The following is an 18,846-nucleotide window of genomic DNA, read 5'->3' as shown; positions in this document are numbered from 1 at the left end:
ATTTTATGAGGTATCGGGATGTCCGGAATGATTGCTCTGGTGAAAGCCCTTGCGCCGCAGGAGGGATACAACCTGACGGCGTTGCCTGATGTGCGAATTCTGCGCGCCGATCGCCCGCTTGCCAGAACGCCTGTGCTTTACGACCCAGGTATCGTAATTGTCTGCCAGGGCAGCAAACGCGGCTACTTCGGTCAGCAGATCTACTTATATGATGAGCAGCACTACCTGGCAGTTTCGGTACCGGTACCCTTTGTTATGGAAACCGACGCGTCGGCAGAGCATCCGTTGCTCGCTATTTATATGCATCTGGATTTTCAGCTTGCCGCTGAGCTGATGCTTCAGATTGAACAGCATGACGCCCCGCATCCTCCCGCCGCGCCGCAAAGCATGATGTCGAGTCCAATGGATGACAAAATAAAAACCGCCGTGCTGCGGCTGCTTGACGTCCTGAATGACCCGCTGGAGGCGGCGATCCTCGGCCCTGGGCGAGTGCGCGAGCTTTATTTTCGCATATTGACGGGCGCACAGGGCCATGCGATGCGGGCTGCGCTGGCCCTACAGGGGCAGTTCGGCAAAATTGGCAAAGCGTTGCAGCGCATCCATGCCACTTATGCGGAGCCGCTAACGCTAACGCAACTGGCGATGGAAGCCGGAATGAGCGTTCCGACATTTCATCTCCACTTCAAAGCCATCACTAAGATGCCGCCGATGCAGTATGTAAAGTCGGTGCGCCTGCACCAGGCGCGCATGCTGATGGTACGCCAGCAGATCACCGCCGCCGCCGCAAGCTACGCCGTGGGCTATGAAAGTCCGTCGCAGTTTAATCGCGAGTTTAAGCGCCTGTTTGGTCTGCCGCCGGCAGAAGAGATAAAACGCATGCAGCGTCACTTTGCCGTTCCGCCTGCGCAGCCAGCCTCGCTATTTGTTTCATCGCATTGAGGCATCCTCGGCATCGCTTAATATCGCCGGGACATTGCGCGTCAGCTTCCGGCATCGGGCCTGAAAGCAGGCTTTTTACGAAAAACACGGCGCGCATAATGACTATCAGTGCGAAGGGAGAATGAAAAGGCTGCTCTGTACCCTTGAGAATTATGCTGCTGGCGATAGCCAGGCGAGCCGTGCGGCGTCCCTGTGCTGACCTTAGCCCCTGGCGCTGTTTACCCCGTTCCCTGTGCGGTTTCAGTAGCGGGAATTAGAAAACTGCATATTTTCATAGGGGTGCTCTCTGCATGCGCTGAGGCGACTTTTTAAATCTCCGTCGTGGATTTCCAGTTTATGTCCATCCGGGTCCAGAAAATAGACAGATTTCCCTTCGCTCTTGTTAACTTTCCATTCTGTTACGCCCAATGATTTCAGACGCTCAGCGAACACATCGAAATCTTCGCTGCGGATACTGAATGCGTAGTGGGTGTAGTCCGCTGGCGTAGCGACACGATCAACAGAAAGACACAGCCACAGGTTACCCAGGCTCAGCTAAGCGCCACCAGTCCATCGGGCTTCAGGGGTAAACCTGAGTATGTTGACGTAGAAATCAAAACTTCTTGAAAGGTTACTGACGGCAAGGGTGATGTGGTTTAGTCCGGTCAGCATAAAAGGATCTCTTCAGCGGCCTGTCGCAGAGGGTAAGCCAGCATAAGCATGTTTCAGTTCACTGTCAGTAAAAGGGTAATCTTCTGTGCCGGCGCTGAGCTGCCGTCAGTGAGGCCGCTAAGAACGACGGCTTATTGCTGTATTCAACCTGCCCAGGCCTGACTCAGCTAGTCGAAAGGATCCACGGCGGATAGTCTTCGCCTCGGTGATATTGGCTCCTGATTACACTCCCTTCCTTGTTCCCATCCGTACCCTCATCTGTTAAGCGAAAAATATGACTAAATTTCGCGGCGCTGGCCGCCCTGTTTATCAGGCTTTGCTCGATACCCGTCTCCGTTCCGGTCGTCTGAGCGGAAGTCATGCTGCGCAAGCCCCAGGACTCGCTATTGACTTGAATGCAGATAACCAGAGAATGATCTGCTCCGGATAGTGAGCAAATGAAAGGGAGTTTATCATCAACAGTTCCACCCGTTTCTTCTGCGCCGCGCGCAACAGGCTGCTGCTGGCCGCCGCGCTGCTGCTGGCGGGCTGCGCCTCTGAGCCGCCGAAATCCCTGGTCACGCCCTTTCCCGCCGTGACGCCGCCGCCGCAACCCACTACGCCGACCGCTGCTCAGCAGCCGGTGCGCGGCGTCTGGCTGGCGACGGTGTCACGCCTCGACTGGCCGCCGGTTAACTCCGTTAACCTCAGCAGCGCCGCTCAGCGCATCAGCCTGCAAAAGCAGGCGCTGATCGACAAACTCGACAAGCTGCAACGTCTCGGTATTAATACCGTCTTTTTTCAGGTCAAACCGGACGGCACTGCGCTCTGGCGCTCAGATATTCTGCCCTGGTCCGATATGCTGACCGGCACTATCGGCGCCGATCCCGGCTACGATCCGCTGGCCTTTATGCTGGATGAGGCGCACAAGCGCGGCATGAAGGTTCACGCCTGGCTCAACCCCTACCGCGTGGCCGTTAATACCCGACCCGCTACCCTCGCGGCGCTTAACCGCACCCTGACGCTGCATCCGGCCAGCGTTTATGTGCTGCACCGCGACTGGATACGCACGGCAGGCGATCGCCTGGTGGTCGACCCCGGCATTCCCGATGCGCGGGACTGGATCACCAGCATCGTGGCGGAAGTGGTGACGCGCTACCCTGTCGACGGCGTGCAGTTTGATGATTACTTCTACGCGGAAACGGCGGACTCGCCGCTTAACGATGCGCAGACCTTTCGCACATACGGTCAGGGCTTTGCCTCCAAAGCCGACTGGCGACGACACAATACGCAGCAGCTGATCGAGCAGGTTTCACGCACCATTAAACAGCTTAAACCGCAGGTGGCGTTTGGCGTCAGTCCGGCTGGCGTCTGGCGCAACCTGTCGCACGATGCGGCGGGTTCCGATACGCGCGGCGCGGCGGCCTATGACGAGGCGTTTGCTGACACCCGCCGCTGGGTGCAGCAGGGTTTGCTCGACTACATTGCGCCGCAGCTCTACTGGCCTTTTGCGCGCGAGGCCGCACGCTATGATGTGCTGGCGCGCTGGTGGGCGGACGTGGTGAAACCCACCCATACGCGCCTCTATATCGGCGTGGCGCTGTATAAAGTCGGCGAGCCGTCGCGCACGGAACCTGACTGGACGGTGCAGAGCGGCGTGCCGGAGCTGAAAAGGCAGCTCGATCTGAACGAGGCGACCTCCGGCATCGAGGGGACCATCCTGTTCCGCGAAGATTACCTTAATCAGCCGCAGACGCAGCAGGCGGTTAACTATTTGCAGCAGCGCTGGGGAAACTAAAATATCCGCTGGTGGGGATAAATCTTACTTTATCCCCTTGCAGGTATAAATTCCGGTTTATCTCCAGACGAGGATAGACTACTGCTCGCCGTGATGTCAGGAGCCGCTATGATCTTCAGCCCAAAACAGCTTGCCTCGCTTATCAGGCTTGAACGACAAAAGCGCGGCTGGACGCAAAGCGATCTGGCGCGCCGGGTCGGCATCAAGCAGGCCACGGTATCGAACTTTGAAAACAATCCCGACAAAACCACGCTGACCACGCTGTTTAAAATCCTGCAGTCGCTGGAGCAGGAGCTGGTGATTCAGGGCAAGTCGCCGCACAGCGGCAAGGAGCCTGACTGGTAATGGAACAGCTCAGCGCCTGGATGAACGGCCTGTAAGCTGGCACGCAGGCGCCAGATGCATCAGAGGTTAATCAGAATGAAAAATAAGCGTAAAGGTGTTTCCCTCGGCGAAACACATGATACAATGTTTCTCATGACGAAACATGGAGTGCGAGCGTGATCAAGAGCTGGAAGCATAAGGGATTACAGAAGCTTTTTGAAAAAGGTGATGCAAGCGGCGTGCAGTCTAAAGATGCAGAACGCATCAGGCTGCGCCTGCTGGTGATTGATGAAGCTATATCAACGGATGAGTTTAAAAAGTTTCCAGGATTTCGTTTCCATCCCCTGAAAGGCGACCGAAAAAATCTGTATTCAATAACGGTCAGAGCAAACTGGCGCATCACGTTCGAATTTACGGACGGTGATGCATACATTCTCAACCTGGAGGATTACCACTGATGGCTATGTTTAACCCACCGCATCCCGGCGGCCTGATACAGGAATATCTGGAGGATAATGACATCAGTCTGCGTAGCCTGGCCAGACAGTTAGGCGTTTCAGCGGCATCCCTGAGCAAGGTGGCAAGCGGTAAAGCGTCTGTCAGCCCTGAAATGGCTGTGCGGCTGGAGGCGGGTCTGGGAATTGCGGCGCGGCTCTGGCTGTCCATGCAGGCCTCCTGCGATTTGCACAAGGCCCGCGAAACCACAGACGTTTCTGGCGTGCCTCTGCATCCAGGACTCCTGTCGCCTGCCGCGCAGGACGAGACTGCATAATTAACCTCACAACTGATTTCTGCATCAACCGCGCTAACCGGCGCGGTTTAGCTATCTCCTGATGGCCCCCAGCCCTCCGCGCCGATTAAAACCGCTGCTAACGCACCGGTCATCCTTATCCTGCCGCATCGATAAAAACGTTTCACGCCCTTTCCCTGTGACGGCAGAAAGCGTGCCGCCTGCCATTGCCGAGTCCATTTTTACCCACGCGCTGAAAATGCTGGCGCGCCTGACCCCGCAGGCCTAGGCGGCAGCCTGCTCTGCACCCAGCAGCGCCAGTACGCGGCTGCGCAAGGCGACCAGTTCCGGGTCGTCGCGGCGGCGTGGATAGTCCTGGCTTATTTCGATCACATCCAGCACCCGCGCCGGACGCGCGCTAAATACCACCACGCGATTCGCCATAATCAGCGCCTCCTCTACATCGTGCGTCACCATCAGCGTAGTAAATTGCTGCTCCTGCCAGAGATCGACGATCTCCTGCTGCATACGCAGACGCGTCAGCGAATCCAGTTTACCGAGCGGCTCGTCGAGGATAAGCAGGCGGGGATGATTCACCAGCGCTCGCGCCAGCGCGGCGCGCTGCGCCATCCCGCCGGAGAGCTGATGCGGCCAGGCGCGGGCAAACTCCGTCAGTCCGACGCGATCCAGCATCGCGCCGATGCGCCTCTGCGCCGCCGCTTTGCTCTCGCCGCGAATTTGCAGGCCCAGCGCGACATTGTCATAAACGGTACGCCACGGATAGAGCGTCGGGTCCTGAAACACCACTACGCGCGACGGATGCGGCGCGGTGATGGCGCGCCCCTCTTCCGCCAGCAGGCCGCTGGCAGGCTGCTCCAGTCCGGCGAGCAGCCGCAGCAGCGTCGATTTGCCGCAGCCGGAGGGTCCGAGCAGCGCAACAAACTCGCCGGGTCGCACCTGCAAATTGATATTTTCCAGCACCGGCAAATCGCTGCCTTCCAGCGTAAAGTGGTGACTGACATTATTAATATCGATATTTACGCCAGCTGTTTGCGTCGCCATTGATTATTCTCCGAGGTCTGCTTAATAGCATCATAAATAACACGCTCGCCCCGATTGAAATATGCGGATAGCGGTAATGGGTATATCTGGTCTTCATAAGGAAATATCGCATGAGAACATGCGGGATTGTTATTTGGCGGCGTTCGGCACATGCGTTAGCTTGCCGTTAATTAATTACAAGGGATAGCGCTATGGCATTACATTCACTCCCGCTGAGCCGTCGTGCGGTATTACGCGGCCTCGCCACGCTGGGGGCGGGGATCGGGTTAAGCCCGGTATGGACCGGTTCCGTACTGGCGGAGGATCCGCCGCTGAAAACCATTAAGCTCGCCTGGGGCCAGACCGCCGTTTGTCAGTCGCCCATATCGGTGGCGCTGAAACAGGGGTTCTTTAAAAAGTATGGCCTGAACGTCGAGCCGGTGAATTTCAGCGGCCCGACCGACGCGCTGCTACAGGCCATCGCCACCGGACAGGCCGATGGCGGCATCGGCATGGCGCTGCGCTGGCTAAAGCCGCTGGAACAGGGGTTCGACGTTGACCTTACCGTTGGCACGCACGGCGGCTGCATGCGCCTGCTGACGCCGGAAAACAGCGGTATTCGCAGCGTCAGGGATCTGGCAGGTAAATCGGTGGCCGTGACCGATCAGGCCAGCCCAATCCGCAACTTCTTCGCGATTCAGCTGGCGAAGCAGGGCATCGATCCCGATAAAGCGGTGAACTGGCTTCAGTATCCCGCCGACCTGTTTGGCGAAGCCTTGCGTAAGGGCGAGGTGCAGGCGCTGGCAACCGACGATCCGCAGGGCTGGCTGCTTAAACAGCAGCATCAGCTGGTGGAGGTAGACAACAACCTGAATGGCGAATATGCCCGCCTTACCTGCTGCGTGCTGGGGCTGCGCGGTTCACTGGTGCGCGACGACCCAGCAACCGCGCGGGCGATCACCCAGGCGATTGTCGATGCGCAGCAGTGGACCGCCGACCATCCGGACGAAACCGCAAAAATTTTCCAGCCCTACGTGCCCGGCTCGGTGCCGGTCGAGTCGATAGCCGCGATGCTGAAAGAGCATACCCACAGCCATCACTCCACGGGCGCGCAGCTACGCAGCGAAGTGGCGGTCTACGTGAACGAGCTGAAGACGATCAATGTGATTCGCCCGGACACCAATGCGCAGCAGTTCGCCGATCACTATGTGCCCGATCTGCTGCCGGATAATGGTCAGCATCACCACATGAAAATGAGTTAAGGAGAGGAGCATGGCCAGTGACATTCTGACGTTGCGCCGCCGCGCCGCCGCGCGGCGTATTGAACCGGCGCTGTGGACCGCGCTGCTGGCCTGGTGGGCGCTGGTGGCGCTGATGGTCATGGTGCCGGACAAACCCCAGGGGTTCGCCGCCCCCCGTTTCGTCAATGAAACCCATGAGCTGTTTATAGTGCTGGCGGGGCTGCTTACCTTACTGGTGCTCGCCTCCAGCGCCGCGCCGTCGCTGAAAGCCTGGCAGCCGCTAAAGCGCAGCGGTCGCTGGCTGATTGCGCTGGCATTGCTGACGGGGATCTGGGAGTACGTGACCGCCAAACAGGCGCTGCTGCCTGCGCCCTTCTTCGCGCCGCCGCGCGCGCTGATCGAAGCCTATGCCACGGACTGGCCGCGCCTGCTCGACAGCGTTGTTAATTCGCTGCGTCTGCTGGCGCTTGGCTTTCTTTACGGCAGCCTGGTCGGCTTTATTACCGGCGTCGCCATTGGCTGGTCGCGCGGACTCGGCTACTGGGTGCACCCGATTTTGCGCTTCCTCGGTCCGGTGCCCTCCACCGCCCTGCTGCCGCTGTCGCTCTACTTCTTTCCGTCGAGCTTTGCCGCCGCGATTTTCCTGATTGCGCTGGCGACCTGGTTTCCGGTCACGGTGCTCACCTGGTCGGGCGTCGCCAGCGTCGATAAACGCTACTACGATGTGGCACGCACCCTGGGCGCAAACTCTCTGTTTCTGGTGCTGCGCGTCGCCGTGCCCGCTTCCCTGCCGCACCTGTTTGTCGGGCTGTTTATGGGGCTGGGCGCCTCTTTTTCAGTGCTGGTGGCGGCGGAGATGATGGGCGTCAAATCGGGGCTGGGCTGGTATCTGCAATGGGCGCAGGGCTGGGCGGCTTACGCCAATATGTACGCCGCGCTGATCGTGATGGCGGTGCTCTTTTCATCGCTGATTACTCTGCTGTTTATCGTTCGCGACCGCACGCTCGCCTGGCAGCGCAATGCGGTGAAATGGTAAGGCTTAACTGGAGGATTCACCTGTGGCTGCATCCATCTACGGATCCATCACTGAACTAATTGGCCAAACGCCGCTGCTGCGCCTGTCGCGCTTCAGCGAGCAACAGGGCCTGCGCGCCGAGCTGCTCGGCAAGCTGGAACTGTTTAATCCTAACCACAGCGTTAAGGATCGCATCGCGCTGGCGATGATTGAACAGGCGGAACGCGATGGCCTGCTTAAGCCGGGCGATACTATCGCTGAAACCACCAGCGGCAATACAGGCATCGGCGTCGCCTCGATTGCCGCGGCCAAAGGCTATCGCTTTCGCGTCTACATTAATGATTTCGTCAGCATCGAGCGCAGCAGGATTATCCAGGCCTACGGCGCGGAGGTGGTGCCTTTCAGCACGGTGCCGGGCTTCGCCGACTACTATGCCTCAAGCGACGGCGACTTTGTCGCCGCGACGCGCTGGCTGGTGACGCAGGTAACCGAGGCCGAACCGGACGTGCGCTTTTTACAGCAGCTACAGAATCCGGCGAACCCGCGCGCGCATGAGCTGACTACCGGGCCGGAAATCTGGCGCGATACCCAGGGCAGGCTGGATATTTTTGTCGCTTCAGTGGGAACCGGCGGCACGCTTTCCGGCACCGGCCGTTTTCTGAAATCGCAGGATCCGCTGATTCATATTGTGGCCGTGGAGCCAGGCGCGGGTTCGCAGCCGAGCGCGCAACATCCGGAGCCGCTGGAAATTACCGGCGTTCACGCCTTTAGCGGGCAGCCGCCAGAGCGCATTCCGCCTAATCTTGACCATCAGGTCTACGATGAGACCATCGCGGTGGAAACCTGGCAGGCGTATCAGGCGGCGCGCCAGTTTGCGCTGACCGAGGGCGTGCTGGTGGGAGATTCGTCGGGAGCCGTTCTCTTTGCGGCGCAGCAGCTGGCGGCGCGTCCGGAAAACGAGGGTAAACGCATCGTTCTGCTGCTGGCCGATGGCGGCGCGAACTATCTGAGTACCCGCCTGTTTGACCACGGCCAGCCTGCCGAAAGCCTGAAGCAGGCGACGGCGGTGCAGACGTCGCAGCAGTTGCTGTAAAAAGTCGCAGCTGTTACAACAGAAAACAGAAAAAGGGCAGCCTGGCGCTGCCCTTTGCGCTATACCAGCACGTCAGACGTAATCCCTTTGGCAAACAGCAGCGGATCGGTTTCCGGCCGCAGTACGTTAATGGCCTTCAGGTCGCGCGCGTAAATATCAATCTCCTTCACAAAAGCGTCGCCCACCGAATAGTGACCATGCGTATGGGTTTTCAGTACGCTGGCGATCTCCTGCGGAGTGGTGTTGAGCGCCTGACCGTTAAAGGCGTCAGCGATAACCTCAGGGTGCTGCGCGGCGTAGGCGTGCGCCTGCAAAATCGCATGGGTAATGGCGGCGGCGACTTCAGGCCGATCGCGGATCAAACTGCCGCGCGTGCCAATAACGCAGCAGCTCAGGTTAGCGTAGGTGTCGCTGAGGTTAGTGGCGACCTCCCGATAGCCCGGCTGCTGCGTCAGACGCCACATCACCGGATCGGAGCCGCTTGCCGCCTGAATTTCGCCCTTTTGCAGCACCATCGGCAGCAAATCCTGCGGGAAAACGCGCCAGTCTACGTCGCTATTGGGATCGACGCCGTGCCGCTTAAGCAGCAGCGAAAAGAAGTTTTTATCCGCGCCCGCCATATCGGTAACGCCAATGGTTTTGCCTTTAAGCGCCTCCAGCGAAGTCGGCCCATCGTCGCGCGTCAGCAGACGCATACAGCCGCCGTGCGTGCCTGCCGTCAGTTTGACGTCGAAGCCCTGCTCCAGCGCCTTCAGCCAGCGCAGCGCCATCCCCACCGCCGCTTCCGCTTTGCCGGTCGCGATGGATTCCAGCAGCAGTTCAGTGGAGTTACCGAAGTTAACAAATTCCACCTCCAGATTGTGCGCCTTAAAAAACTGATGCCGATCCGCCACCACCACCGGCGCCAGGCAGATGGCGTTAAGGTTTACCGCCAGACGAACCGGCGTGGGCTTCGCCAGCGCCCATTTGCCCGCTCCGCCCTGCAACAGATCCGGCGACATCGCCATACCCTGCATCGCGTCGTGGGCAAAGAGCGCCGGTGAAAAGGCGCTGGCAGCGAGCGCAGTCGCAGAATAATTCAGAAATTGCCGCCGTGATAAACCATTATTTACTGGCACGATAGTTCCCCCGCATGAAATAACCTTTCCCGGAAATGAAATAACCACAAAATAACCAGACGACGGCAGAGTAATGGGAAATAGCGCAGGCAACCAGCCTGTAAATTATGCCGATTACGCATGTGGTTATCCGCTTTAATGCTTTTACATCGATGAGAGAAAAATAAAGAATCGATCATCACTCTATTATTCTGAGGCAACAGAATGGCGCTTAGCGAACATGTTGATGAACTGCTGCCGGTTATCAGTCAGACGCTGGCCAGTAGCGCGGCGGAAGTCGACCGGCTTGGCGCGTTTCCCGCCGCGAATTTCGCTCTGCTGCGCCAGCATGGGTTGCTGAGTTTCGCGCTGCCGACGTCGGCAGGGGGCGCGGGCGCCGACCTGGCGGCGTGCCGCACCGTTATCGCGGCGGTGGCGCAGGGGGAACCTTCAACCGCGCTGATCCTGATTATGCAGTATCTCAACGCGCGCCGGCTCGGCGAGGATTCCAGCTGGCCTGCGGGCGTGCGGCGCGCCGTGGCGGACAGCATCCTTGAGCGCGGGGCGCTGATCAACGCGCTGCGCGTCGAGCCGGAACTGGGCACGCCGGCGCGCGGCGGCTTGCCGGCCACCACGGCGCGACGTACCGCCGACGGCTGGCGCCTCAGCGGGGAAAAGATCTACTCCACCGGCAGCGTCGGGCTGAGCTGGTTTCTGGTGTGGGCGCGCAGCGACGATGAAGATCCGCTGGTGGGGGCCTGGCTGGTGCCCGCCTCCGCCTCCGGCATTCGTATCAAAGAAGAGTGGGATCATCTGGGCATGCGCGCGACCTGTAGTCACCGCGTCGTGCTGGAAGATGTCTGGGTGCCGCGGGAAAACGCCGTTAACCTTAGCCGCTGGAGCGCGCCGCGTCCGGGTCTTAACGAGGAAGAGAGCCTGTGGATGGCGGTACTGCTGGGCAGCCTGTATGACGCCATCGCGCGCGGCGCGCAGAGGGAGTTTATTCACTTTCTGCAACAGCGCGTACCCGCGAACCTGGGGCGGCCGCTGGCCAGTTTAGCGCGCTTTCAGGATGTCGCGGGCCGTATTGAAACCCTGCTGTTTACCAGCCGCACGCTGCTTAATAGCGCCGCAGCCGGAGAGATCGCTGCGGCTGACGCCGCAAAGGTCAAGCAGGTCACTATCGACAATGCTATCCGCAGCGTACAGCTGATGGTGGAGCACATCGGCAACCACGCGCTGACGCGCACGAATGGTTTTGAACGTCACTTACGCAACGTCTTGTGCGGCCGTATTCATACGCCGCAGGACGATGTCATTTTCACCGCCGCCGGTCAGGCGGTCCTTCAATCCAGCAGGAGTAAATGATGGCGCTTGAATTTATTGGTCTGGTCGGCGCGCATGAAGCGAGCGAATCCGATCCCGGCAAGGGTCAGGTAGTTGATCTGCCCTTTATCAAAGCCTTTGCCCAGACGCAGGAGTACGCGGGCTTTGACAAAGTGCTGCTGGCGGTCAACACCCGCGCGCCCGACTCGATGATTATCGCCAGCTATGTCGCGGCGTTGACCGATAAGCTGGGTTTGCTGGTGGCGCATCGCCCTGGCTTCCAGGCTCCGACCTTTGCCGCGCGCCAGTTCGCCACGCTGGATCAGCTTAGCCAGGGGCGGGCGGCGATCAATGTCATCACCGGCGGGGACAGCGGCGATTTGCAGCGTGACGGCGACTTTCTCGATAAGGACACGCGCTATGCGCGCACCGGGGAGTATCTGTACATCATGCAGCAGGTGTGGGAATCACAGCAGCCCTTTAGCTATACCGGCGATTTTTATCAGGTGCAGGATAACCTGACCGAGGTGAAACCCTGGCGGAAGCCGCGCGTGCCGGTCTACTTTTCCGGCGCGTCAGAGGCGGCCATCGACGTCGCCGCGCAGCACGCTGATGTGTATATGATGTGGGGCGAGCCGCTGGAGCAGGTTAAAGCGCGCATCGCGCAGGTCCGCGCGGCGGCGAAGAAGGTGGGCCGCGAGGATCAGATACGTTTTAGCCTGTCGCTGCGTCCGGTTCTGGGGGCGACCGATGAGGAAGCCTGGCAGCGCGCCGATAATTTGCTGGCGCAGGCGCAGCGCAATATCGGCGGTAAGGCGATCCAGCCGGACAGCAATGTCGGCTCTCAGCGTTTGTACCAGCTGGCGACGGCGCGTCAGGTCTATGATCGCTGCCTGTGGACCGGCATCGCGGCGCTGTCCGGCGCGGCGGGCAACTCCACTTCGCTGGTGGGTTCGCCGGACACCGTAGCCGAGGCGGCGCTGGAATACTATAAGCTGGGGATCACCACTTTTCTGTTTCGCGGCTTCGACCAGCTACGCGACGCGGCGGAATACGGACGACTGCTGCTGCCGAGGATCCGCGAACGCGTTGCGGCATACGAGGCGGAAAAAGCACGGCGGGCGTCGGCGGCCTGAGGCTTATCCGGGGCGTTTTAAGCGGTTTTTTGTATTATCTCCCTTCTCTTTTGCCAGACGCCCCGAACAAAAGACGCTCTGGGCATACTGATGCCTGCTCTTCCCCGCCTGATTTTCTGCGCGGAACGCCTGAACAAAAACGGCGACGCCTTTTCTGCGTCGCCGTTGTTTTATGCCGCCCAGTTTATTGTCTCATCAGAAACGATAGCTTGCCGACAGCGAGAAGTTACGCGGTGCGCCATAGACGTTATAGGCGCCGACCCAGGTATCGTACTCTTTATCGAACAGGTTATTCAGGTTGGCCTGCAACGACAGATTTTTGTTGACGTCATAGCGCGCAAACAGGTCCACCAGCGTATAGCTGCCCTGGCTGGCGCGCCAGGTGCCATTGCCTTCCGGCGCGCCGACATTCTGCCACACGCGTGACTGCCACTTCGCCCCGCCGCCCAGCGTCAACTGCTCCAGCATCGGCAGACGATAGCTGGTAAACAGATTGAACGTCGTGCGCGGCAGCTGCGAGTTATAGCTATTGCCATCACGATCCTGCGCCAGATAGGTGGTGCCGCCAGCACTCATTTGCCAGTTATCGGTGAGCGCGCCATTGAGTTCAAATTCGACGCCGCGGCTGACCACGCCATCTTTCGCCACATAGGCGTTAGACTGCGATCCCGGTATGATCTGCCCGGTATCTTCCCCTACGTTGTCCAGTTCGGTGCGGAATAGCGAAAGCGTGGTGGTCAGACGGCTGTTAAACCAGTCGGACTTGACGCCCACCTCATAGTTTTTACCGATAACCGGCGACAGGAACGCGCCGGTGCTGTCGCGATAATCCTGCGGCTGGAACACCGAGGTGTAGCTGGCGTAGGCGGACCAGTTCTCGGCAAAGTCATAGATCAGACCGCCGTAAGGCGTGGTGTTGTTCTTTTCCAGCTCTTCGCCGGTCAGCTGCGTCTGGCGGTTCCAGTTGGTGTAACGCGCGCCCAGGATCAGATGCAGCGGATCGGCCAGCGAAATGCGCGTCGCCAGATAAACCGATTTCTGACGCACGGTGGTGCTGTCAGCCGTCAGCTCGCGCGGTCCCCAGTCAGTTTCCGGAAAGTCGCCATTGAAATCGTTGTAGTTACCCAGCTCCTGCGCGGAAATGTTCGCCCACGAGCTGTAATATTTGTTGTCCTGACGGCTGTAGTTAACGCCGACCATCAGTTCATGCTGGCGACCCAGCAGCTCATACGGACCGCTGGCGAACGCATCGACCGCATCGACTTTGCGCTTGCCGCTGTTATAGCCGGTTCCGCCCACCACCGGGTAGTCAGCATATTGCGATACGCCCAGACCGCTGGTTTTATCAAAGTAGCCGTCGAGGTAGAGCTGCTTGCTGTCGAGGAACATCTCGTTGTGCGTGCCGTTTAAGGTAATGTTCCAGCCGTTATCAAAGTCCTGCTTCAGGTTAACAAAGACTTTCTTGTTCTCTTTATCGTTGTAGGCCCACTCCGGCGCGGTGTTGTAGCCGCGACGCGAATGGATCTGAGTACCGTCGGTGTACCAGCGCGGCGTGCCGCTCCACATAGGCGAATCGGTATCCACCTGCGAGAACTCATAGCCCACGGAAACCGTGGTGGAGTCCGTCAGGTCCGCATCGACGACGCCGTAGACAAACTGTTTTTTCGCGCCGTAGCGCTCGATAAAGCTGTTTCTGTCGTCATAGCCGGCCACCAGACGACCGCGCACGCTGCCGTCCGCGTTAAGCGGCGTAGAGAGATCGGCAACGTAACGCTGTTTACCCCAGCTGCCGTAGATGGCGGAGACGCTGCCGGTGAAATCTTTGCTGTCGGCATGTTTTCGCACCATGTTAATGGCGGCGGAAGGATTGCCCGGCCCGGTCAGCAGACCGGTTGCGCCGCGCACCACCTCAATGCGTTCGTAGAGCGCCGTATCGGACTGGGCGTCGCCCAGGTTCCACTGCGAAGCGAAAGTGGTCGGAATGCCGTCAACCATAAAGTTATCGATGGGAAATCCACGCGAATAATAGGTTGTGCGATCCATATCGGCGCTGACGCCAGTGATGCCCATGGTGTTGTGCAGCACATCATTCAGCGACTGGAGCTGCTGATCCTCCATGCGCTGCTTGCTGACCACCGTCACCGACTGCGGAATATCGCGCGCGGTTAAGGCCATTTTGGTGCCGGCGCGCGTAATGGGCACGCTGTAATCTTGCGCAGCCTGCTGCGCGGGGTCGCTGGCGCTGCCGTCCACGGTGAGCGTCTGCTCGCTGGAAGCAGCCGTCTCGGCGGCCTGAGCGCTATGCGCTACGCTGGCGGCGATAAGCACCGCCAGGAGTGAACGTTGCAAAGGATGTTTCTGGGTGCCGGCAGGCTCGCCCGCACAATTTTCCCTGACGCGCTGAACATCAAAAGACATCACTGATCCTCGTTTTCATTTTTTATTGTTGCTGCCACTGGTTGCCGGTGCGAGACGCATGGCCGGCGGTAGATTGCGGTCTTTACGTGATGCTGCGATAAAGCAAATGAGAAATATACGCATTGCCATTATCATTGCAAGAAAATGTTAATAAGTGCTGCAAAAAAAATCAGCAGAGAAAGGCGCTCAACGTATTGATCCCAAAAAAGTTGCTGAAGTAACAGGCTGTAAGGATGCGACAACCTGCTCCCTTAATGGCGAAAGGTAGCGAGAAGGAATTAAAACAGGGCGATCATGCGCGCTAAATTTAACAATAAAATAACAAAGACGCGACGGTAAAATAGCCATGTTTTACGGTTTAACAGATATTTGCGGCACTACGCTTAATCGCAGTTATTGTTACGGCCGTGATTACCTGCGCGAGCCGATATACACCTCATGACTATGTCAACGGGCAAATATCCCCGGCGATGACGATCACGCTGAGAAAGCGCATATTCCGCCGCGCCATTAATATCAGGCAGCACGGCGAACAGACAGCGTCGGTATAAATGTATCCTGCTATCCGCATCCGGGCATAATAAGCAATTAATACTGGTTAATCAGTCTGTTTACTCTTCTGCCAGCCTTAAGCTCACCTCTCGCAATACCTGCCAGGGTGTCTGACAGGCCCGCTATTCCGCAATTGTCTCTGACAAGGGAAGACGCTGCGCTTTATTCGGGCCGGTACGTCGCCTGTATGAGTTACCCAAAGAGAGATTTTCTTACCGCCCTAATAAATAGGGTTGATCTACGTGTTCGCTTATTTCATTTATGTTTTTTTTGCCGTAAACTGCGCGCTTTACATATTTAGATTCGTTAAGGGCTATATACATGAGTGATGCGCTGAAAGCATTGAACAATCTTCGTACGCTGCGCGTTCAGGCACGTGAAATCGAACTCGACGTGTTAAACGAAATGCTCGAGAAGTTTTCTGTGGTCGTGGCTGAGCGTCGCGAAGAAGTTAATGCTGAGCAAACCGCACAAAAAGAAAAAGCGGAGAAGCTGGCGTTGTATAAAGAAATGCTGATGAAAGACGGCATTGATATTTCCGACCTGGCTGAGCTGACGAAAAGCGAGAACAAACCAAAAGCGAAACGCGCGCCGCGTCCGGCTAAATATAAGTTTACCGACGAAACGGGCGAAACCAAATTCTGGACCGGCCAGGGTCGCACGCCTTCGCCAATCAAAAAAGTACTGGATGCAGGCGGCTCCCTCGACGAGTTCCTGATCTGATACCACGGCGCTGATATTCAGCGCCTTTTTTATATCTGCTTTTCTGCCGCATCGCGCAATAACGCGCCCAGCCGGCGCTCTCCTCAGCTGGGGCGTTCACGCGCGTCAGGCAAAGCTTGTAATTAAAACGAACAGCCGGCGCGCGGATATAACCCAGAAACAGTTATCTGACGAGATAACGGCAAAAAGCGCCGCAGGAAACGGCACTGATAATCTCAAGGCGGCCGGCGGCCGCCTGAGAAATACGCGGATCAGAGCGACGGCAGGCCGAGGTTTTCCCGCAGCGTGGCGTAGGCGTAGTCGGTGGGAAAGAGACCACGACGACGCAGTTCCGGGATCACCAGCTCAACAAACAGGTCGAGCTGGTCGGGCATAATGGCGGGCATAATATTAAAACCATCCGCACCGCCCTGCTCCAGCCACTGCTGGAAGTCATCGGCAATGTCCTCCGCCGTGCCGACAATGACGCGGTGTCCACGCGAGCCTGCGGCAATCGCGGCCAGCTCGCGCAGCGTCAGATTCTCCCGCTTCGCCATATCCGTCATCAGCTTCACGCGACTCTGGTTTCCTTCGCCCAGCGGCACTTCCGGCACCGGACCGTCCAGCGGATAAACGGACATATCCATACCAAAACGCAGGGAGAGCTGTTTAAGGCCGTTGTCGATATCCACCAGCGTATTCAGCTCTTTCCACAATGCTTGCGCCTCTTCGCGCGTGCGGCCAACGATGGGCATCACGCCGGGCATAATCACCACATGATCCGGGTTGCGCCCTGCCGCTTCGATCTGCGCCTTCTGCGACTGATAAAACGCCTGCGCCTCTTCCAGACTGGCCGCTGCGGTAAACACCACCTCAGCGGTCTCAGCCGCAAGCTTCTGACCGTCGGACGACGAGCCAGCTTCAATAATCACCGGGCGGCCCTGCGGCGAGCGCGTAATATTCAGCGGTCCCTGCACCTGAAAATGCTCGCCCACGTGATTGATTGGGTTGATTTTATCGTTGACGAAGTACTGTCCTGTGCTGGCATCCGGCTGCACAGCCCCCTCCTGCCAGCCTTCCCACAGCTTATTCGTCACCTGTAAAAACTCACGCGCGCGGGCATAGCGTTCGGCATGATCAGGCATGTCGTCGCGGCTGAAGTTTTTCGCCACGTCGGCGGAGAATGAGGTCACTACATTCCAGGCGGCGCGGCCACGGCTGATATGGTCGAGTGAGGAGAAGGTGCGCGCCATGGTAAAGGGATCGCTGAAAGTGGTCGAGGCAGTCGCCGCGAGACCAATGCGCTTCGTGTTGACGGCTACCGCCGAGAGCATGGTCAGCGGTTCAAGGCGCGCCATGGTCGATGGCAGGCGATACATACTGGTCGCCAGCGCATCGCCAACGAAAAAGAGGTCAAAGCGCCCCGCCTCCGCTTTCTGCGCCAGGCGGATCAGCCAGTCGATGTCGGTAGGCGCGCCCAGCTCTTCGGTCAGACGCCAGCCGCTGACGTGGTGCCCTACCGGCTGAACGAAAAGACCAAGACGCAGACGCGTTTTTGCAGATGAGCTGTCCATATTGTTTCCCTGATTATGATAAGCGCCGTCTTTGGGCAGCTATAAAAAATGTTCGGTGGCAATAAGCGCTTTTTCCAGCGCTGCCGGTGATACCTCAAACGGCAGACGCGCCGCGCTGGCCGCCGGAAAATGAATCTGAGCGGCCAGCTGGCGCAGCGCCTCGGCGCGCTCGCCCGCCAGCGCAGGCAGTCGGAGCGGCGCGTCGAAGCGACGCAGCAGCGCCACCAGCGCCGCGTCAGGTTCGCCGTCTGGCTGTTCCATCATTGACTGAACCAGCAGACTGTAACCCACTATTTCTCCGTGCAGCCAGTCGTGCATCTCTGGCAGGTGCGTCAGCTGGTTATGAATAGCGTGGGCGAATCCCGGCGTCGGTAGCGTATCGCGCATACTGTTCGCCAGTCCAGCCAGCACGATGCTGGCGTCAATAACGCGCTCAAGGGCAAAGGTAACCTGCTGTTGCTCACAGGACGCCACGGCTTCATCGCCCCACTGCCGGTAGGCGTCCAGGGCGCGCTGCGCCGCCATGACCTTAAGATCCAGCGCCAGGCTATCGGGATTATGTTGCTGCCAGGGGCGAAACTCATACCACTTCGCCAGCGCGTCGACGATGCCGGCTTTCAGATAGCGCGCGCCGCTCCTGGCAATAACCTCACTGTCCACCAGTACCAGCGCAGGCATTTTGCGCAGCGGCTGGCTGCGCAGATGACCGCCCTGCGCGTTATAAACGATGGCCACCGGCGACCAGGCGGCGCAGGTAGCGGCAAGCGTAGCAAAGTTAATGATCGCGACGTTATTCAGGCCGTCGCCTGCCGCTTTAGCGCAGTCCAGCACGCGTCCGCCGCCGACGGCGAGAATGGCTTCCGCTCCCTGCTCTGCCGTATTGGCCTGAAGCTGACGAATCGCCTCATCGGTACATTCGCCGTCGAGATACTCCAGTTGCCAGCGGATGCCCTGGCTCTCCAGGCTTTGCGTCAGTTCGGGATTTACGGCCTGCCAGGCGCGCGGGGAAGAGAGAATACGCAGATGGGCGGCTAACGGGCGGATATGTTCTCCGACCCGCGCGCGGATCCCGGCCTGCTGTAGATAGGCTTGCGGCGATTTTATGGCTAACACGGCTTATCCTGAGGTTGTTCTGTTGCGCCAAAAAAGATTGGGTAAACAGAGAGATAGAGGGAGAAACTTTTCGCGCGACGCATGCAGTGCATAGTACGACAAACGGTGATTTAAGCA

The 18,846-nt window shown here is 58.6% G+C and carries 16 protein-coding genes and 1 pseudogene; 11 read left to right on the top strand and 6 right to left on the bottom strand.

Features of this window, described 5'->3' with window-relative positions:
• Nucleotides 1-18 precede the first annotated feature (18 nt).
• Nucleotides 19-939 carry an AraC family transcriptional regulator gene (locus BBB56_RS12995; RefSeq protein ID WP_123801369.1) on the top strand — a complete coding sequence of 307 codons (921 nt, stop codon included), beginning with the start codon at nucleotides 19-21 and terminating at the stop codon, nucleotides 937-939.
• A 240-nt stretch (nucleotides 940-1,179) separates the two neighbouring features.
• Here the strand turns inward: BBB56_RS12995 and fos are convergent.
• A pseudogene (gene fos / locus BBB56_RS12990) lies at nucleotides 1,180-1,590 on the bottom strand (fosfomycin resistance glutathione transferase).
• 451 nt (nucleotides 1,591-2,041) lie between these two features.
• Between fos and BBB56_RS12985 the strand changes: the two are divergent.
• The 4 genes from BBB56_RS12985 (at nucleotide 2,042) to BBB56_RS12970 (ending at nucleotide 4,463) form a co-directional block, all read left to right on the top strand.
• Nucleotides 2,042-3,367, top strand: coding sequence for a glycoside hydrolase family 10-like protein (locus BBB56_RS12985; protein WP_123801368.1), 1,326 nt, complete (start codon nucleotides 2,042-2,044; stop codon nucleotides 3,365-3,367).
• Between the two features lie 108 nt (nucleotides 3,368-3,475).
• Entirely contained in the window at nucleotides 3,476-3,712 is a 237-nt protein-coding gene (gene hipB, locus BBB56_RS12980) for a type II toxin-antitoxin system antitoxin HipB (RefSeq protein WP_123801367.1), read from the top strand.
• Between the two features lie 155 nt (nucleotides 3,713-3,867).
• Entirely contained in the window at nucleotides 3,868-4,149 is a 282-nt protein-coding gene (locus BBB56_RS12975; RefSeq protein WP_123801366.1) for a type II toxin-antitoxin system RelE/ParE family toxin, read from the top strand.
• Nucleotides 4,149-4,463 carry a HigA family addiction module antitoxin gene (locus BBB56_RS12970; RefSeq protein WP_123801365.1) on the top strand — a complete coding sequence of 105 codons (315 nt, stop codon included), beginning with the start codon at nucleotides 4,149-4,151 and terminating at the stop codon, nucleotides 4,461-4,463. The genes BBB56_RS12975 and BBB56_RS12970 overlap by 1 nt, the downstream gene beginning before the upstream one ends.
• A 243-nt stretch (nucleotides 4,464-4,706) precedes the next feature.
• On the opposite strand, the gene BBB56_RS12965 is transcribed toward BBB56_RS12970, so the two are convergent.
• Nucleotides 4,707-5,483 (bottom strand): ABC transporter ATP-binding protein, encoded by a 777-nt coding sequence (locus BBB56_RS12965; RefSeq protein WP_123801364.1) that lies wholly within the window; start codon nucleotides 5,481-5,483, stop codon nucleotides 4,707-4,709.
• A 191-nt stretch (nucleotides 5,484-5,674) separates the two neighbouring features.
• On the opposite strand from BBB56_RS12965, the gene BBB56_RS12960 reads away from it, so the two are divergent.
• The 3 genes from BBB56_RS12960 to BBB56_RS12950 are packed head-to-tail and all read left to right on the top strand — an operon-like array spanning nucleotide 5,675 to nucleotide 8,811.
• Nucleotides 5,675-6,724, top strand: coding sequence for an ABC transporter substrate-binding protein (locus BBB56_RS12960; RefSeq protein WP_123801363.1), 1,050 nt, complete (start codon nucleotides 5,675-5,677; stop codon nucleotides 6,722-6,724).
• A gap of 10 nt (nucleotides 6,725-6,734) precedes the next feature.
• Nucleotides 6,735-7,739, top strand: a complete 1,005-nt coding sequence (locus BBB56_RS12955; protein WP_123801362.1) for an ABC transporter permease — start codon at nucleotides 6,735-6,737, stop codon at nucleotides 7,737-7,739.
• Between the two features lie 22 nt (nucleotides 7,740-7,761).
• Nucleotides 7,762-8,811: a PLP-dependent cysteine synthase family protein gene (locus BBB56_RS12950; RefSeq protein WP_123801361.1), complete on the top strand. Its 1,050-nt coding sequence runs from the start codon at nucleotides 7,762-7,764 to the stop codon at nucleotides 8,809-8,811.
• A 59-nt stretch (nucleotides 8,812-8,870) separates the two neighbouring features.
• Here the strand turns inward: BBB56_RS12950 and BBB56_RS12945 are convergent, their stop codons facing one another.
• On the bottom strand, nucleotides 8,871-9,929 hold the full coding sequence (locus BBB56_RS12945) for an ABC transporter substrate-binding protein (protein ID WP_123801360.1): 1,059 nt from the start codon (nucleotides 9,927-9,929) through the stop codon (nucleotides 8,871-8,873).
• A 204-nt stretch (nucleotides 9,930-10,133) separates the two neighbouring features.
• Between BBB56_RS12945 and BBB56_RS12940 the strand changes: the two genes are divergently transcribed.
• Nucleotides 10,134-11,276: an acyl-CoA dehydrogenase family protein gene (locus BBB56_RS12940; RefSeq protein WP_123801359.1), complete on the top strand. Its 1,143-nt coding sequence runs from the start codon at nucleotides 10,134-10,136 to the stop codon at nucleotides 11,274-11,276.
• The gene (locus BBB56_RS12935) at nucleotides 11,273-12,370 is read left to right on the top strand and encodes an LLM class flavin-dependent oxidoreductase (protein ID WP_233593029.1); all 1,098 of its coding nucleotides are present in this window, start codon (nucleotides 11,273-11,275) and stop codon (nucleotides 12,368-12,370) included. The genes BBB56_RS12940 and BBB56_RS12935 overlap by 4 nt, the downstream gene beginning before the upstream one ends.
• Nucleotides 12,371-12,565: 195 nt before the next feature.
• On the opposite strand, the gene fhuE is transcribed toward BBB56_RS12935, so the two are convergent.
• Entirely contained in the window at nucleotides 12,566-14,788 is a 2,223-nt protein-coding gene (gene fhuE, locus BBB56_RS12930; protein WP_123801358.1) for a ferric-rhodotorulic acid/ferric-coprogen receptor FhuE, read from the bottom strand.
• A gap of 873 nt (nucleotides 14,789-15,661) precedes the next feature.
• Between fhuE and BBB56_RS12925 the strand changes: the two genes are divergently transcribed.
• Nucleotides 15,662-16,063 carry an H-NS family histone-like protein gene (locus BBB56_RS12925; protein ID WP_123801357.1) on the top strand — a complete coding sequence of 134 codons (402 nt, stop codon included), beginning with the start codon at nucleotides 15,662-15,664 and terminating at the stop codon, nucleotides 16,061-16,063.
• Nucleotides 16,064-16,314: 251 nt separating this feature from the next.
• On the opposite strand, the gene BBB56_RS12920 is transcribed toward BBB56_RS12925, so the two are convergent.
• Nucleotides 16,315-17,616 carry an LLM class flavin-dependent oxidoreductase gene (locus BBB56_RS12920; RefSeq protein WP_123801356.1) on the bottom strand — a complete coding sequence of 434 codons (1,302 nt, stop codon included), beginning with the start codon at nucleotides 17,614-17,616 and terminating at the stop codon, nucleotides 16,315-16,317.
• A 39-nt stretch (nucleotides 17,617-17,655) separates the two neighbouring features.
• On the bottom strand, nucleotides 17,656-18,729 hold the full coding sequence (locus BBB56_RS12915) for an iron-containing alcohol dehydrogenase family protein (protein ID WP_123801355.1): 1,074 nt from the start codon (nucleotides 18,727-18,729) through the stop codon (nucleotides 17,656-17,658).
• Nucleotides 18,730-18,846: the final 117 nt, after the last annotated feature.

The organism is Candidatus Pantoea deserta (assembly GCF_003813865.1).
Taxonomy (GTDB): domain Bacteria; phylum Pseudomonadota; class Gammaproteobacteria; order Enterobacterales; family Enterobacteriaceae; genus Pantoea; species Pantoea deserta.
This window is presented reverse-complemented; position numbering and strand designations above follow the sequence as displayed.

Excerpts from the sequence above, each read along its gene's own strand:
- BBB56_RS12955 (WP_123801362.1), top strand. The coding sequence starts at position 6,735 with ATGGCCAGTGACATTCTGACGTTGCGCCGCCGCGCCGCCGCGCGGCGT.
- BBB56_RS12935 (WP_233593029.1), top strand. The coding sequence starts at position 11,273 with ATGATGGCGCTTGAATTTATTGGTCTGGTCGGCGCGCATGAAGCGAGC.
- BBB56_RS12940 (WP_123801359.1), top strand. The coding sequence starts at position 10,134 with ATGGCGCTTAGCGAACATGTTGATGAACTGCTGCCGGTTATCAGTCAG.
- fhuE (WP_123801358.1), bottom strand. The coding sequence starts at position 14,788 with ATGTCTTTTGATGTTCAGCGCGTCAGGGAAAATTGTGCGGGCGAGCCT.
- hipB (WP_123801367.1), top strand. The coding sequence starts at position 3,476 with ATGATCTTCAGCCCAAAACAGCTTGCCTCGCTTATCAGGCTTGAACGA.
- BBB56_RS12925 (WP_123801357.1), top strand. The coding sequence starts at position 15,662 with ATGAGTGATGCGCTGAAAGCATTGAACAATCTTCGTACGCTGCGCGTT.
- BBB56_RS12965 (WP_123801364.1), bottom strand. The coding sequence starts at position 5,483 with ATGGCGACGCAAACAGCTGGCGTAAATATCGATATTAATAATGTCAGT.
- BBB56_RS12920 (WP_123801356.1), bottom strand. The coding sequence starts at position 17,616 with ATGGACAGCTCATCTGCAAAAACGCGTCTGCGTCTTGGTCTTTTCGTT.
- BBB56_RS12970 (WP_123801365.1), top strand. The coding sequence starts at position 4,149 with ATGGCTATGTTTAACCCACCGCATCCCGGCGGCCTGATACAGGAATAT.
- BBB56_RS12960 (WP_123801363.1), top strand. The coding sequence starts at position 5,675 with ATGGCATTACATTCACTCCCGCTGAGCCGTCGTGCGGTATTACGCGGC.
- BBB56_RS12995 (WP_123801369.1), top strand. The coding sequence starts at position 19 with ATGTCCGGAATGATTGCTCTGGTGAAAGCCCTTGCGCCGCAGGAGGGA.